At 61.1% G+C, this 16,509-nt stretch carries 10 protein-coding genes; 5 read left to right on the top strand and 5 right to left on the bottom strand.

The features are described from left to right. Positions 1-54: 54 nt before the first annotated feature. A complete protein-coding gene (locus K9857_RS09220; protein ID WP_224535080.1) occupies positions 55-438 on the top strand; it encodes a hypothetical protein in 384 nt (127 codons plus the stop codon). 71 nt (positions 439-509) lie between these two features. On the opposite strand, the gene K9857_RS09225 is transcribed toward K9857_RS09220, so the two are convergent. The 5 genes from K9857_RS09225 to K9857_RS09245 all read right to left on the bottom strand — a co-directional run bounded on the left by K9857_RS09225 (position 510) and on the right by K9857_RS09245 (position 9,147). Beyond that, positions 510-1,940, bottom strand: a complete 1,431-nt coding sequence (locus tag K9857_RS09225; protein WP_224535082.1) for a sigma-54-dependent transcriptional regulator — start codon at positions 1,938-1,940, stop codon at positions 510-512. After that, positions 1,909-3,405, bottom strand: a complete 1,497-nt coding sequence (locus K9857_RS09230; protein ID WP_224535084.1) for an ATP-binding protein — start codon at positions 3,403-3,405, stop codon at positions 1,909-1,911. Before K9857_RS09230 ends, K9857_RS09225 begins: the two co-directional genes overlap by 32 nt. 102 nt (positions 3,406-3,507) lie before the next feature. Beyond that, entirely contained in the window at positions 3,508-4,644 is a 1,137-nt protein-coding gene (locus tag K9857_RS09235; RefSeq protein ID WP_224535086.1) for an SCO family protein, read from the bottom strand. A gap of 29 nt (positions 4,645-4,673) precedes the next feature. Continuing rightward, positions 4,674-7,475 carry a multicopper oxidase domain-containing protein gene (locus tag K9857_RS09240; protein WP_224535088.1) on the bottom strand — a complete coding sequence of 934 codons (2,802 nt, stop codon included), beginning with the start codon at positions 7,473-7,475 and terminating at the stop codon, positions 4,674-4,676. Between the two features lie 223 nt (positions 7,476-7,698). Continuing rightward, positions 7,699-9,147: an ATP-binding protein gene (locus K9857_RS09245; protein WP_224535090.1), complete on the bottom strand. Its 1,449-nt coding sequence runs from the start codon at positions 9,145-9,147 to the stop codon at positions 7,699-7,701. A 299-nt stretch (positions 9,148-9,446) separates the two neighbouring features. Between K9857_RS09245 and K9857_RS09250 the strand changes: the two genes are divergently transcribed. From K9857_RS09250 to K9857_RS09265, 4 genes are read left to right on the top strand one after another with little or no spacing between them, the layout of a single operon-like run. Then, positions 9,447-10,793: a hypothetical protein gene (locus K9857_RS09250; RefSeq protein WP_224535092.1), complete on the top strand. Its 1,347-nt coding sequence runs from the start codon at positions 9,447-9,449 to the stop codon at positions 10,791-10,793. Positions 10,794-10,828: 35 nt separating this feature from the next. Further along, positions 10,829-13,084, top strand: a complete 2,256-nt coding sequence (locus K9857_RS09255; RefSeq protein ID WP_224535093.1) for an Ig-like domain-containing protein — start codon at positions 10,829-10,831, stop codon at positions 13,082-13,084. 59 nt (positions 13,085-13,143) lie between these two features. After that, positions 13,144-13,608 carry a curlin gene (locus K9857_RS09260; RefSeq protein ID WP_224535095.1) on the top strand — a complete coding sequence of 155 codons (465 nt, stop codon included), beginning with the start codon at positions 13,144-13,146 and terminating at the stop codon, positions 13,606-13,608. A gap of 27 nt (positions 13,609-13,635) precedes the next feature. Continuing rightward, positions 13,636-15,084 (top strand): curlin, encoded by a 1,449-nt coding sequence (locus K9857_RS09265; RefSeq protein WP_224535097.1) that lies wholly within the window; start codon positions 13,636-13,638, stop codon positions 15,082-15,084. The last annotated feature ends 1,425 nt before the right edge of the window (positions 15,085-16,509 follow it).

Below are 16,509 nucleotides of genomic sequence, written 5' to 3' on the forward strand. Positions count from 1 at the left end.
CTATAGTTAATCACCTTGGGGATACGCGCGAAAACCGATGCCGCAGGTGCTGCCATGAACACGATCAAACAATCGCTGATGCTTGCCCTTTGCCTGACCGCCGCCACCTGGGCACAGGCCGACGACAGCCTGATGCAAACCGAGCAATCAAGCAGTGAATTCAACTATTACGGGGCCGACCAGCCTTTTGCCCACCCTGCCCCGCCTTCGCTGAGCACCATACCGCCGGGCGCGTACATTCCGACTTCGCCCCAGACGTTCACGCCGGTGTCCAGCGAGCACGTGTTTTCCGACTCCCAACTGCCCACGGTGGCCGATGCCACCGTACGCGTTTTCATCCGCACCTATGACGAAGAGCGCGGTGTCTACGTGAACCAGGAAGTCGAAAACCCGGCCTGCACGCTGTCTTGCCTCAGAGGAAAGATCCCCACGTTGTGAGGGCGGCTGCGCCGCAGCCTCAGGCTACAAGCTTTAAGCCGCAAGCTCGAAGCTGCCAGCTCCGCTGGCCCCTACCACTGCCTCTTGTCCGGCCGCGCCAGCCCGAGTTTCTCGATCCGGTAGCGCAGCATGTCGCGGCTAAGACCCAGCAGCCGCGCGGACTTGGTGACGTTCCAGTCGGTCTTGTCGAGCATCTTGCGCACCATGTCGCGCTCGACTTCCGGCAGGTTCATCGACTCGGTGCCGTTGTAGGCCGGGCGTGGCTCTGCAGCGGGCACTTCATGCTGGAACATCGGCGGCTCGTCCACCAGGCTCATGCACACGTTCAGTTGATGGGCCGCGATCACATCGCTCTGCGCCAGCAATACGGTCTGCTCGAGCATGTTGCGCAACTCGCGCACGTTGCCGGGCCAGCTGTAGTTGAGCAGCAACTCCTCGGCCTGCTCGCTGAAACGCAGGTTCGGTTTGCCATAACGTTTGCCGTGGGCCGCGAGGAAGTGTCGGGCCAGCAACAGCACGTCTTCGCCACGGGCGTACAGGCGCGGCACCTTGATCGAAATGATGCGCAGGCGGAAGAACAGGTCGCGGCGGAACTTGCCTTGCAACACCATCTGCTCAAGGTTGCAGTTGGTGGCGCTGATCACCCGCAGGTCGACCTTGCGCTCCTTGACCGAACCGACCCGGCGAATGCTGCGGTCTTCCAGCAGCTTCAGCAGCTTGGCCTGAAGCAGCAGGTCCATCTCGCCCACTTCGTCGAGAAACAGCGTGCCGCCATCGGCCGCTTCCACCAGGCCCAGGCGACGCTCCTTGGCATCGGTGAACGCGCCCTTCTCGTGACCGAACAGCTCGGCCTCCACCAGATTGGGCGGAATCGAGGCGCAGTTGAATTCAATGAACGGACCCTTGGCGCGCGGACCGTCGAAATGCAGGGCGCGGGCCACCAGTTCCTTGCCGGTGCCGGTTTCGCCTTCGACCAGCACGGGAGGCAGATCGGTGTTGGCCATGCGGCGCTCGGCATCGAGCAACTGAGTGATGGTGCTCTTGAGGTAAACCATCGGTGCCGAATCGCCGATCAGCGCCTGGACCCCGGACTTCTGCGCCTCGCGTTCCTGATAGAACGACAGCGTGCGCTCCATCCGGTCGGTGGCCAGGGCCTTGTCCAGCAGCACCTTGAGCTCCGGCAACGCCACCGGCTTGGTCACGTAGTGGAAGGCCCCTTCCTTCATCGCCACCACGGCGTCTTCGACGTTGCCGTAGCCGGTCATCATGATCACCTTCAGATCCGGCGCGCTGACGCGCAGCTTCTGGATCAGGTCGTGACCACTCATGCCCGGCAACGAGTTGTCGGTCAGCACCACATCGGGAACGAAAGTCTTCAATTGCTCCAGTGCGTTTTCCGCCGAGTGGCAGACCGTCACCTCGAAGTCCTTGCGCTCCAGGTAAGTCTGAATATTCTCGGCAAGGAGTTCATCATCCTCGACCAGCAGTATGCTGTGTTCCATATTCCCCTCCCGTTGCCACTTTAAAATTCAAACAAACGCGAGTTCCTTCCCGCTCCTGGCTGGTCAGTTCGACCGAGCCTTCGAAACGCTCCATTATCCGTTTGACCAGAGCCAGACCTACGCCCAGCCCTCCTTGTTTGGTGGTGAAGAACGGCTTGAAGACCATTTGTTGCTGCTGCTTGGTCATGCCCTTGCCGGTGTCATTGAGAATCATGCTCACCCGATCTGGCGCAGGCGTTTCAATCTCGATACTCAATACGCCTCCCGTGGGCATCGCCTCCAGCGAATTAGCAAACAGGCTATTGAGTATTTGCGTCAGCAGCACCTTTTGGCTGACGACCGGCGGTACGCTTTTGGGAGTGAAACGCACTTGCACATCGGAGCGCTTGATCAGCGCCTCGAACGCTCCCAGGGTGTCTTCGATGGCTAACACCAGATCCACCTCATCGACGTCGTCATTGACCGGTCGCAACGACACAAGCAATTCCCGTACCCAACGCGACATGCGGTCAACCTGACCGATGATGTCGCCAAGATTTTTCTGCGCGTGCTGGCTGGCGATTTCCTGGGCCAATTCGGCGCTGGTTCGGATATTGGCCAGCGGATTGCGCAGGCTGTGGGCGACCGCCGAAGACATCTCGCCCAAGGCGACAAAGGTTTCGTTGGCCACCAGTTGCTTTTGCTGACTGTGCAGCAGCAACGCGGCGCGACGCACGATCCAGAACAGTCCCAGATAAATCGCCGCCCCGCCCAGCAGGGTCGCCAGCCAGATCGCCTTGAACCCGCGCTGGATGCGCGCCACCAGATCCGCCGGCTCCTTGTAGATTTCCACCATGGCGACCACTTTGCTTCTGTCGGCGTTGAACATCGGGATGTAGTTCTCGATGAACAGGTATTGAGGTTCATGCATCAGACGCTGTTCGGGACGCTCCTCATCGATTTCGTGATAGCTGGTGGACACGGCCTCCTTCATTTCGAAGGACTCGTCCAGTTCGTCGTCATCGTGGATGCGCACGCCGATCAGCTCGGGGTTGGTCGACCAGACCACCGTGCGATCCAGGGCATAGACGTTGGCCAGCAGCAGGTCCGGCAGGTGTTCCACATGATCGAGAAACTCGATGCGCGCATTGGCCCGTGCACCGGGTTCGACATCCGGGTAGTCGTTGTCCATTCGGGGATCGAGCATCTCCCCCATGGTTCGGGACGGGGTGATCTCGGCGTGGCGGATTTCCGCATCGCCGATGGCCTGGATGAATTGCGCGGTCAACATCGAATCACGCTCGATACTCTCTTCCACCACGAAACGCGTGGAAATGTACCCCAGCCCCAACGCCACGGCGGCGATGATGAAAAAGCTTGCCAACGAGAACCAGCGCACCAGATTGAACGGCGGTCGCCAGCCCTTGATCTGCTCTGCTGCCGGTGTTTCCGACGCAGGTATTTTTTGTTCTTCCAGTGTCTGCATGGAACTGTCCTGGTCGCGGTTCAACAAGCCTTTTCAGCGGTGTTTCGCCTCAGTGTAGGTGGCATTGACCAACACGGGCGGCGCAATGAAAGTATTTAGCCACTATTGCATCTGCGTCGGTCCCTGAGCGCTGCCGGGCGCTGCGACGGCGTGGTGGTGCTCGGGCTCTTCATTCTCGGCAGTCAATGCATTTTTCGCTGGATGCTGCCGCTCGGTTTCCTCCTGGAGGAACTCGATGATCGATTGCGCGGACTTCTCATCCAGGCGCAGGTTGGGCATCGGAATCCTGTTGTAGCGTTCGAACAGCTCCATTGCGATCGGGTCCTTTTCCGCCAACACGCGATCCGGTTCGCGGATCCAGCGGTTGAGCCAGGCCGGATCACGCTGCAGGGTCACGCCGATCAGGTCCGGACCGATGCTGCGCATGCCGATGCCCTGCCCATCCGTTGGCCCGAGGCTGTGGCACGAGGCGCAACGGGTGCGGAACAGCTCCTCGCCATTGCTCGGCGGGCGGATCTCCGGAGCATCGGCATAACTTTCGCCAACACTCTGCTGTTTCCAGTTATGCAAGGTATTGGCCAACTGATCGGCCAGGATCCACGGGTTCTCGAACGGCGAGGCTTTCATCCAGCGACCGGTCTGCTGGTTGCCGACGATCAGGCTCAGGTTGTGGTCCTTGCTGCGGCCGTTGTCGACGCCTTCGATGAACAGGCCAAGCTTCTTGCGCAGTTCCGTGACGTCGGCGAACTCGCCGGTGAGGAACAGCCAGCCCGGGCCGACCTGGAAGCGTTGTGAATAGACCTTGAGCACCTCGTGGGTATCGCTCAGTGGATCGATGCTGATGGAGTAGAAAAAGATGTCCTTGCCGACCCGGTCGCCGAGCAGCTTCTGCACCTGGCGCAGCCGCGCGGTTTCCAGCGGGCAGGAGTCGCTGCAGGAGGTGAAGATGAAGTTGATCACCACCACCTTGTCTTTGATCAGGTCATCGAAAAAATGCACCTGCCGACCGTTCTGATCCGTCAGCAAGGTGTTGGGGAAATAGTCGCCACCCCAGGGGGTGGCGGATTCGCTGGTTTCGGTTTTTTCCGCCGTTACGGTGGCAATGGCCTCGGCGGATGCGGGAGCGGGTGTCGACGGCACCGGGTTGGCGATCAGCAGCCGGCTGGCCAGCAAACCGGTGACCAACACCAGAATCAGGTGCATGCCCAGGGCGCGTGTGCGTGGCGTATGCATCTTCATGTCGACACCCTCCCGTTTTTTTTCTTGTTTTATTTCTTCACAGCAACTTTCGGGCCGGAACCGTCGCCGGAGCGGAAGGTCGGCAGTGCGGCAGAGCTCACATAGCGCACGCCATCCCAGCCTGGCAGCGGTGTCGGCATCAACTGGAATTGACCGGGGTGTTCAATGTCCCAACGCAGCAGCATCGAGTTGTCCTCATGCTGGGTGTTGTGACAGTGCTCCATGTAGGTCCCGGCAAACTCGCGGAAGTTGATTGCCATTTCGACGCTGTCCAGACCATCGTTTTCCGAACCGATGCGGTAGACGTCCTTGCGCGCCCATTTTTCCCATTCAGGCGGTGCCTTGCCGCCACGACTGAGGATGATCCCCTCCTCGAAGTGCACGTGAACCGGGTGGCTCCAGCCCTTGCCGCCGAGCTTGATATTCCACACTTCCATGGTGCCGAAACCTGTGGTGCCGGCATCGGTAGGACCGGTTTTCAGCTGGGTGGCCGCGTTCAACCGACGTGGGTCCATGTGATAGCCGAAACCGCCATCGGTCTTGACCGTCCAGGGGGCTTCGTCGGTGCCGTCGGAACGGCCGAAGATGAAGCTGCGGTGACGGGCAGTCGCCAGCTGTGCCATGTCGGCGGCGTTGTCGCGGTGAATCTTCAGCGGAATCATCACCAGACCTTCAGCCTTGCCGGGTTTGGCCGGTTCGTACTTCGAAGGGTCCATGGACAGGTCCTGTCCGGTGTAGGCCTTGACGTTGAGTTGCAACACCTTGCCCACCGCCGGATCGCCCTTGTCCCACTGCGGTCCCTTGCTGGACTGCTTGATCACTGCCAGGTATTTCTCCGACAGCACATCAGCCAGGGAAATCGGCTCTTTCGGGCCTTTGCCGTCGTCATGGGCCAGCAGGTTGACGAAGAAGATCTTGTCCCCCGGCTGGATGCCGTTCTTGGCGAAGTTGACGATGATGTCGAACCGCTCGGCGATGCCCTGGGTCGGCAGGATTGCGTTGTGGTTCTGTTTGTCGCCGTCGGCGTCCAGGTCCATGGTGCCGTCGAACGGCACGGCGTGTTCCATGATGTTGCCGTCGTTGGCGATCATGTGGAACGGCACCCGGGCATAGGACACGCCTGAGCCTTTGGGTCCCTGGAATTCGCCGCTGGTGCCCTTGATTTCCCGTACCAGAGCGAACTTGAAGTAGCGCGATACCGAGCCGTTGAGCATGCGGAACCGGTAGCTGCGGGCCCGCACGTCCAGGGTCGGTTTCCAGCCCCAGTTGACCACCACCTGGTCCCCCAGGAAGCCGTCGGTGTTGAACGGGTTGAACCACAATTGACCGTTCTGATCCCAGGCCTTGTCGGCGAACAGCAGGTTGACGTCGTAGTCGCGGTTACCCCACGGCAAGGCGCTGCCGCTGGGGAAACGCAGGTTGACGCCGTCGTTCACCGACTCGTTGCCACGGTCCAGGGCGCTGTAGTAGTTCATCATCGCCGCGTTGCCCTTGTAGACGTTCTGCGCGGTGAAATCGAGCATGTGGTCGTGAAACCAGTGGGTGCTCATGGTCTCGCGCCAGTCACCGCGGATCTTGATGGTGCCGTGATCGCAAGTCTTCAGGCCCGGACTCGTGTCATTGGTCCACAGGGTTTCACCCGGCGAGCATGGGAATGCCGCGCGCGGATCTTCGGCCTTGGTGTTGATGCTGTCGTACCCGGCAAGCTGCATCGGCCAGCGATAGTCGTAGTACTGCCCGGGGAAGAAAAACGCGTTGGCATAACCGTCGCTTTCCGCCGGTGAGTGACCGTTGTGTTCGTGGGTACTGATGGTGTGCAGGCCAAAGCCCATGTTGGCCGACGGATCGATCGGCAGGCCGTTGTAGTGGCGCATCAACAGCGGTTGGCCATAACGGACCATCAGCAGTTTCGGCGGCAGAGTGCCGTCGAAGGTCCACACCGAGTTGTGGTTCTGGATCGGCATCTTCGGATGGAGGCGCATCTCCACGCCCTTGGAGGTGCCGTCTGTTGCCGGTACGCCCGTGACGTTGTGATACAGGCCACCGGGGCCGAACTCGCCCACGGCGTAGTGGTGCATTTGCCGATCGTCACGCAAGCCGCCGTTGGTCCGCGCACCGGTCTGTACGGTCTTGTAGGCGTTCTGCGGATAGAACTCGTTCCAGCGCTGATGTGACCAGCCTTTTCCTGGTGGACGACCTTCGGCCGACGAGCCGATATGGCGGTTGAGGAAGATCTCGATCTGCGCCTGCCACGGGTTGCGGTCCACCGCGTTGGAGAACTGGCTGGGGAACGGGGTCAGCCCCGGTTGACGCAGGAAGTTGTCCAGCGCCAGGCCCGGCGGTGCGCTGCGGGCCGCGTTGTTGGGGTCCTGGGCGGGTAACGGGCCGATCCCCGGTGGCGGGAATGGCAGCTGCGCCGCGGGCGTGGTGGGGTCGAGTTTTTCCGGCCCGAATTCCTCGAACAGCATGATCTGCTGGGTGAACGGCAGGGCTCCGTATAGCGGACTGGGCTTGCCGTTGGTGGGGTAGTTGAAACTGGTCTGTTGCGACGGCGGCAGCTGGTTTTCCACCCGTTCGGTGTTGCGGGTGCCTTTGACGCCGTCGGGCAGATCAAAAGAATCCTCGTTGGCCTCCGGCATGCTGAGGATCGCATTCAGTGCCGCTGGCTCATCAGCCGGTTCGTCGTAGTAGGCCGAAGGGTCCGATGGCTCCGGCTGTCGCTCATCGTCGATCGGGCTAGCGCGCAGCATCCCTGTGCTTATTGTCATCGATAGGACGACGCTCAAGGGCGTCAACAACCACTTGGAGGGGTACCGCGCTTTTGTGTCCATCACCTGCCGCCTCTATGCGTGAAGGGGGTGATGGGGGATTTGCAAATCCTTCGCCAAATTTGTAACTAATTTTTACAAAGTCCCGAAAGCTTGAAAAACAGTGGCTTAGCAACATCAATTTGCCATAACTTGGGAGCAGCGACTGGGGAATGACACCCGCTAGCGGGGAAAGTTCACACCCATTTTGGGGAAGCGAGCGGTGCACCCGGCTTGGGGTATTCGTTCAGGAGACCAGCTTGAACGACAGGCGCACCGAGGTGCCCTCGCCTTCACGGCTGTCGAGAGTCACGGTGCCGCCAAAGCGCTCCATGATCCGTTTGACCAGGACCAGCCCGACGCCGAGCCCGCCCTGCTTGGTGGTGAAAAACGGCCGGAAGGCCATTTTGCGTTGCTCTTTGGTCATGCCCTTGCCGGTGTCGCTGACGACCACCACCACGCCCTGAGCATCGGCCGGCGCCATGACAATCGTCAGCGTGCCGCCTTCGTCCATAGCCTCCAGCGCGTTGGCCAGCAGGCTGTTGAGGATCTGCGTCAGCTGTACCTGCTGGCTGACCACCATGGGCGTTTCCCTGGGCTCGAACACCACATTGATCCGCCCCTTGGCGATCTGTTGTTCAAAGGCCATCAGGCTGTCGTACAGCGAAGCCACCAGATTCACCGACTCGGCCTCGTCATTGAGCGGACGCAACGACTGCAGCAACTCGCGCACCCACTTCGACATGCGGTCGACCTGACCGATGATGTCGTTGATGTTCTTGTGCGCCGCGCCGCTGTCGAATTCCAGCGCCAGTTCTGCGCTCGAACGAATGGTCGCGAGAGGATTGCGCAAACTGTGCGCCACGGCCGATGACATCTCGCCCAGGGCGACGAAGGTTTCGTTGGTGATCAGCTGTTTTTGCTGGGTCGCCAGCAATATCGCCGCACGTCGCACGATCCAGTACAGCCCGAAATAAATCAGCGCCCCGCCCAGCGCCGTGGCCACCCAGATCAGCACCAGCCCACGCTCCATGCGATTGATCAGGTCCTTGGGTTCCTTGTAGATCTCGACCATGGCCACTACGTTCTTGCCTTCGATGTCGAACAGCGGAATGTAGTTTTCGATGAAGATGTATTCCGGCGCGGTGATGAACTTCTGCTCCATGCGCGTCTTGTCGACATCGTGATAGCTGGCTGAAACCGGGGTCTTGGTGGAGAAGGCCTTGTCGAGATCTTCGTCGGTATGAATCGTGGTGCCCATCAGGGCCGGGTTGGTGGACCAGATCACCATGCGGTCAGGGGCATAGATATTGGCCAGGATCACATCCGGCAAATGCTCGATGTGGTCGAGAAATTCGCCACGGGCGTTGGCCCGGGCCAGCGGGTCGACATCGGCAAATTCCCGGTCCTTGCGCGGATCGAGCAGTTCGCCCATGGTCCGCACATTGGGAATCGCCACGTGGCGCACCTCGGCCGAAGCGATGGCCTGGATGAATTGTGAGGTCAGCAATGCATCACGCTGCACGCTTTCGGTAATCACGAATTTGGTCGACACCGAGCCCAAAGCAACAGCCACAGTGCCGATCACCGCCAGGCTGATCAGGGAAAACCAGCGCAGCAGATTGAACGGTTGTTTGCGCGTGCTCAAGCGGATATCACCTTTGTCCGACTGCAGTGTCTTGGCCAGCGTGGTCATGAATGCCTTTTCCCCAAATGCCCCTATAGCTTTATAGCCCACTGCTGGCAGTTTGCCCGACTGCGGGGACATTCCCCACTTTCCCCCCACCCATCCCCCCACCCATCTTGAGCCCCCACCTACCCCCAATTATGGGGAAAAAGGCCCGTTCCCACATTTGGGGGAACCGTCCCCCAACATCAGGTCAACGCCTGTGTGCCGGGCCTCTCGCGGCTGAATTCGGCAATTGGCATGGGAGTTGCCGAAGACCTGCCAACTGACCCATTTCAAGGGACAGGTCTTTGATAGAGGGAATACTCATGCACCCTTTACTGTCCAAAACCGCGATCGCACTGGCTGTGACCGCCCTGGCCCAAGGCGTTGCTCAAGCCGCGTTGTTCGCTGTAGATACCGGCCCTTACCTGCCAGCAAACGGAAACTTTGCTGCCTGGTATCAGGACACCCACGGAAGGACCCTTGATCTGTGCCTGACAAAAGCTGTCAGTTCCAGGGTTGCCGGCGCTCCAGGCGCCCCGGCCTACATGTGCCTTTTGAACCCTAATCCTGGCATCTTCGACGACACGCAGCCCATCGTTTTCCCGACCAATTTTCCCGATGAAGCGTTCTGGTTTACCGGTGATGGTTCGATCGTCGACGCCGCCCGCGGTATCGATCTGACCTACGTCAGCGCCCTGGAAGCCGCCTTCGCCGCCGAAGATCCGGTCGAGGGTGATCAGGTCAGTTTTGGCCGGATCCGTATCCGGGTCGACGTGCCCGTTGCCGGCACCTATGTCATCACCCACCCCTACGGCGTGGATGTGTTCAACGTCGATACCCCCGGCCGTCGCGCGATCAACATGACCCGCGATATCGGCATCGGCTCGCCGAAAACCTACGACGGCGCACTCAAGAGCGACCTCGGCCCATTCCTGCGCAGTCTTAACGGTCCTTACACCGAGACCAACCCGGTTACCGGTGCGGCGGAACAGTTCGTGGGTGACCCGAACGTGGAAGAAGCCTTCACCGGCAGCCCGTTCAACACCAACTACATCCGCATCGAAGGCCCTGGCGGGATCGACCTGCGCACGACGGTGATGGCCATCTCCGGCAAGTTGTCGACCGTGGCCCGCCCGACTCCGATCATTGCCGAGCGCAGCACTTACTCGCGCAAGGCCGGTGCCAGCGCACCGGTCGCCCAGCAGGACGTGTTCGTGATGGCCCCGCCACCACCGGCCACCGTGACCCTGACCAGCAACACCCCGGCACTGAACCTGACCGAGGCCGACACCACCGGCCACTGGTACGCCCAGTCCGCCACCAACCCGACGTTGCCGAGCACCTTGTCATTGATCGCCGACAACCATGTGGCCATCCCCAGCAGCACGCCGACCACGGTGGCTTCGCCGCTGACCGACCTGGTGGTGATCTCCCAGGCTGAATACAACCTGCACACCGGGCAGCTCACCGTCGTGGCCTCCACCAGCGATGAAGTTTCACCTCCGGTGCTCACCGTCACCTCCGGTACCGGTGTCGCGATCGGCGCCCTGAGCGGCGACGGCGCGGTGAAATCGCTGTCGACCGGCATCTCGCCGATTCCGCCGGCCAAGGTCAAGGTGACGTCATCCAATGGCGGTACCGACATCGAAGACGTGGTCATCGTGCAATGAACGCACTCATGCCCAGATCCGTATCAGGAGGCATCATGAACAAGTGGCCACGCTTCGCACTCAACGCGCTCGGGCTGACGATCTCGCTCTCCGGCAGTGCTGCGTTCGCGCAACTCGCCGCGGTCGACCCCGGCCCCTACACCTTCGCCACGGGGAAATTCCCCATGTGGTATCAGGACAACAACCTGCTTTCGCTGGAACTGTGCCAATCCAAGGCCACCAGTACCCGGGCGCCTGGCGCTCCCGGCGCTCCTGCCTACATGTGCATCCTGAACCCTGAGCCGGGAGTCTTCGACGACACCCAGCCTCTGGTGTTCCCCGACAACTGGCCACCAGAAGCCTTCTGGTTCCTGGCTGAAACCAGCATCGCCAACAACGCCGCCGGTTATGGCGTGGATGCCTATGTGGCCGGGATCGAAGCGGCATTCGCTGCGGAAAACCCGGTCGAAGGCGACCAGCAGAGCTTCGCGCGGATTCGCATGCGGATAAACATTCCCGTCGCCGGGACCTACACCATCACTCACCCCTATGGCCAGGAAACGGTCAACGTCACCGCACCGGGCCGCCGGGCGATCAACATCACCCGTGACGTCGGCATCGGCGCACCGGGCAATTTCACTGGCGCGCTCGGTGGTGCGATCGGTCCATTCCTGCGCAGCGTCAACGGGCCTTACACCGAAGTGAACCCGGAGACCGGCGCCATCGATACTTTCGTGGGCGACCCGAACATCAGCGAAGCGGTCACCGGCAGCCCCAACAACACCAACTTCCTGCGCATCCAGGGTCCGGCGGGCACCATCCAGACCACACTCTTTACCGTCTCCGGCAAAGTGCTCGACAACCGTCAGCAAACCCCTGTGGAAATCGGTCGAGCCACATACCGCCGAACCTCTACCGGCCCCGGCACCAGCAGCACCCAGGTGGAAGTCTTCGGTAAATCGCCGACCGGTTCCAGCCTGTGCTTCCGCGAAACGGTGGCACTGCTTCCCGGACCACCGCCCACACCTTGCCTGACCGCCATGGTCGGCGACCCCAATGGCCAGTTCTTCGCCCAGCGACTGGTCGGCCCCAACGTGCCACCGGTGGTGGTGGTGACTGCCACCAATCCGAGCGGCACCACTCGGCCAACAGCCGTATCGAGCAAGGTCTCGGACGTTGTGAAAGTGCAGACTGCGCGCTACAGCTGGAGCGATCACACGCTGCGCATCGAAGCCAGGTCCACTGATGAAGTGGTGGTTCCGGATATGGTTGCCCAGGGTTTCGGTCGCCTGACCAAGTCCGGCACGCTGCAAACCCTGACGGTTACCGATCTGCGCCAGCCACCGGCCAGTGTCACCATCAAATCCGCCGCCGGCGGTGTCGATGTCGAACCTGTGGTCGTGGTCGGTACAGCGCCGGATACCGGTGAGAACCAGGCACCGATCTCCATCGCCGACACCGGCAACACCAGCTTCGGGGTGCCAATTACCCTCAACGTGCTGGCCAACGACAGCGATCCGGATAACAACAATCCGCTGAGCATCACCGCGTTGACTCAACCACCTGCAGGCCAGGGCACCGTCGTACTGAGCGGTACTACCGCGGTCGTCTACACCCCGCCAGCGGTCGTCAATGCTCCGCTGACCACGTCATTCACCTACAAGGCGCAAGACGTGAAAGGCCTGGCCTCGACCACGGCGGCAACCGTGACCATCACCGTGGCGCCTAACCAGGCTCCGACGGCGGTGGCCGACAGCGCCACGACATTGGGTGTGGCAATCCCTATCGATGTGCTGGTCAACGACACCGATCCGGAAAACAACCTGCCGCTCGCCGTCAGCAGTTTCACTCAGCCACCGGCAGGTCGCGGCACCGTTACCAACAATGGTACCGGCCTGACCTATACCCCACCGGCCACGGTCACGACGGCCTTCACCACGACCTTCGCCTACTTCGTCCGGGACAGCTTCGGCGCCGTCTCGACGACTCCGGCAACGGTCACGGTGCAAGTCTCGCCACGGCCTGCTGCGGAAACCTTCGCGGTGACCACGGCGACGGTGTCGGCCCGCTCCAATAACCGCTTCACCTGGGACTTTGCAGGGACCTCGTCGGTGACCACAGGCAACACCATCACCATCAGGGTCAGTACCCCGACCGGGCTGCAGACCCTGGGCACCACCACGGTGCCGGTGACCGGTCGCTGGAGGTTCACGGCGAACAACATCACCACAGTGGTTCCGTCGGCGAACCCGACCGCCACCATCACCTCGTCCCAAGGCACCACCCGCACAGTTCAGGTGATTTCGAACTGAGCCCACGCCCCCTCCACTCACCGGGTGGAGGGGCCCGATTCTCGCGAAGGGAAGACGCCATGAAAAAGTCGACCGCCGCCCTGCTCTGCCTGCTCCTGCTTTGCGGCACTGCCGGGGCGCGGGCCGACGATTTGATGGAGAACGATGACCTGGCGCCCGGCGCCGATCTGGGTGAGCTGCCACCTGTAGTGATAGGCCAGCACGCACTGATCGACCAGAACGGCCAGGCCAACATCGCACTGGTGCAACAGAACGGCCAGTCGCTGCTCGGCCAGATCGTGCAGCAAGGGAGCAATCAGGAAGCCTACATCCTGCAACAAGGCAGCGACCTGATGGCATTGATCAACCAGCAGGGTTACGGCAACTCCGCGTCGATTACCCAGACCGGCAGCAGTAACCGCGCACAGATATCCCAGAACGGCAACAACAACGACGCCAACATCGTCCAGGCTGGCACGGGGCAGCAGAGTGCTGTGACCCAGGCAGGAAATGGAATGAGCGTTTCGGTCACCCAATATCGCTAAAGCACTGCACTTCTTGGAGGTTTCATCATGTTCAAATTGACGCCCCTTACCGCCGCAATCCTGGTTGTTGTCAGTGTCCAGGCAATGGCCGATGAAAGCGAATCCACCCAGGGCCAATACGGTACCGCCAACATCGCCGACGTGAAGCAGAGCAACGCGCCCGGCAGCACCATTACCCAGCTGCAGGTCGGCTCCGGCAACGACGCGGCCGGCGTGCAGGACACCGCCACCAGCACCATCACCCAGAACCAGGTCGGCGATTACAACGCCGGTTACGCCGAGCAGTTGTTCGAAGACGGCAGCGTCATCACCCAGAACCAGCTCGGCGCCCTCAACGTCGCCCATGCCAGCCAGTCGATCGGTGTCGGCAGCGGTGAGGTGTTGCAGCAGCAGGAAGGCAACGGCAACTTCTCGTTCGTCTATCAGGACAGTCAGGAAGGCACCACCGGCCATACCTTCCAATATGGTGACAACCACCAGGCCAACATCGAACAGATCCAGGTCGGCGGCGGCAACAACTCCGTGCTCATCCAGTACGGCGACAGCAACTACGCCACCGCCGAACAGATCGCTCAGATGAACGGGCAGATCAGCATCAACCAGTCCGGCAACGTCAACTACGCCTATGCCGATCAGCGTTACGGCGACGGCAGCACCACGACCATCAACCAGTTGGGCGACGAAAACGGCACCGAGGTCTGGCAGGACACCCAGGTCGCCAGCTCGGCCACCATCAACCAGTTCGGCAACACCAACGAAACCATCGTCGACCAGAGCTACGGCTCGGATAACGTGGCCAATGTGCTGCAAGTGGGTGACCTCAACGCCATCTATGCCGACCAGTTCGAGTCCATCGGCTCCACCGTCGGCATCTATCAAGAAGGCGTTGGCAACGTGCACTTCACCTACCAGAGCGGCGACAGCCATGTGCTCAATGCCAACTCGGTGGGTAACGACAACAAGGTCTACGCCAGCGACTGGAAAGGCCCGCAACTGGGCGGCCAGTTCGGTTCCAGCCAGCGCGCCACCGTCAACCAGAACGGCGATGGCAACGTTGCCAGCTTCAAGCAGGATGGCATCGGCCACATCATGACCACCAACCAGACCGGTACCGGCAACAAAACCACGGTCAGCCAGGCCGATTCCTATAACGAGTTGTACTTTGACCAGAACGGTAGCGACAACGTCCTGATCGCCGATCAGCGCGGCACCACCAACCTGGCCCAGGGCAGCACCAACGGCACCGGCAACAGCACCGAGTTCAACCAGGAAGGCACCGGCAACCAGGCGTACACCACGCAGCTGTATGGCGAGGACAACATGATCACCGTCAAGCAGGCTGACACCATGAACGTGGCCTACGTTACTCAGGGCGGTACTGGCAACATCACCAGCGTCGACCAGGGCGGCAATTCCCAGACTGCGAACGTTCAACAGTTTGGCGATGCCAACCAGGCGACCGTGTATCAAAGATAATCGCGCGGCGTGAAAACCGCGGCCCTTGGGGGAGGGTCGCGGTTTTTTTTATGGCTGGGATTTGGTGAGTGAGATATCTGCGGGCAACGCTGAATCTCTGTGGGAGCTGGCTTGCCTGCGATGGCGGCCTTAGAGCCGACCTTTATCTCACGGATGTACCCAGATCCATTGTGGGAGCCTGCTCGCGATGCTTTTCTGAGTACATATCCATTTCTGCGGTAACGGCTGCTATCGGTTCCGCCCTTACGGCGGGTCACTTTGAAAAGCGCAAAGTAACCAAACGCTTTTATCCCCTGACGTACGGTGCCTCGCTGTGGCTCGGCATTCCCTCGCTCCGGCCCTGCTCCGTGGGCCCGCCGCCATCGGCCATCCATGGCCGGGGGCGGCTAACCCGGCATCCATGCCGGGTTGCCCACTGCGCAGAACCTGCGCTCGGCCTTCCGACGGGGCACATCAAAATCAAGAGCCAAAGCAAAAGCAAAAGCGAGGCGGCCTACCGGCCGGCCTGAATTTGCGGATGTACAAAAAAACTGTGGGAGCGGGCTTGCTCGCGAAGACGCCGGCACATCCAAATCATCGGCGTCGGACACACCGCCTTCGCGAGCGAGCCCGCTCCCACATTGGGTTCGGATACATCCGCGAGATCTGGTCGGCTACAAGGCCGTCATCGCTGGCAAGCCAGCTCCCACAGGTTCTGTAATGAACACAAAATCTGTGGCCGACCTCGAACCACTGTAGGAGCTAGCTTGCTCGCGATGGTGGTCAACGATGACGCGGGGCACCTGGATGCCCGCGGTGCCCGGGCATTCATTGCGAGCAGGCTCGCTCCCACATTGGGTTCGGATACATCCGCGAGATCAGGTCGGCTACCAGGCCGCCTTCGCGAGCAAGCCCGCTCCCACATTGGGTTCGGGTACATCCGCGAGATCAGGTCGGCTACCAGGCCGCCATCGCTGGCAAGCCAGCTCCCACAGGTTCTGTGATGAACACAAAATTTGTGGCCGACCTGGACCCAGTGTAGGAGCGAGCATGCTCGCGATGGTGGTCAACGATGACGCGGGGGACCTGGATGCCCGAGGTGCCCGGGCATTCATCGCGAGCAGGCTCGCTCCCACATTGGGTTCGGATGCATCCGCGAGATCTGGTCGGCTACCAGGCCGCCTTCGCGAGCAAGCGCGCCCCCACATTGGGTTCGGGTACATCCGCGAGATCAGGTCGGCTACCAGGCCGCCATCGCTGGCAAGCCAGCTCCCACAGGTACGTGTGCATGTCGGGGAACGCGGAAAACCAACAGGTCGAGTGTCAGCTCGCCTCGAGCGCTTTTGCTTTAGATTTTGACCCACCCGCCCCTTCGGCAGGCTGAGTGGAGGCGTTTATCCGGGGGTGGGCGCGCAGCGCCGTGCGGCGAAGCCGCACACATCGAGA

It is taken from the genome of Pseudomonas sp. REP124 (assembly GCF_020164475.1).
GTDB lineage: Bacteria > Pseudomonadota > Gammaproteobacteria > Pseudomonadales > Pseudomonadaceae > Aquipseudomonas.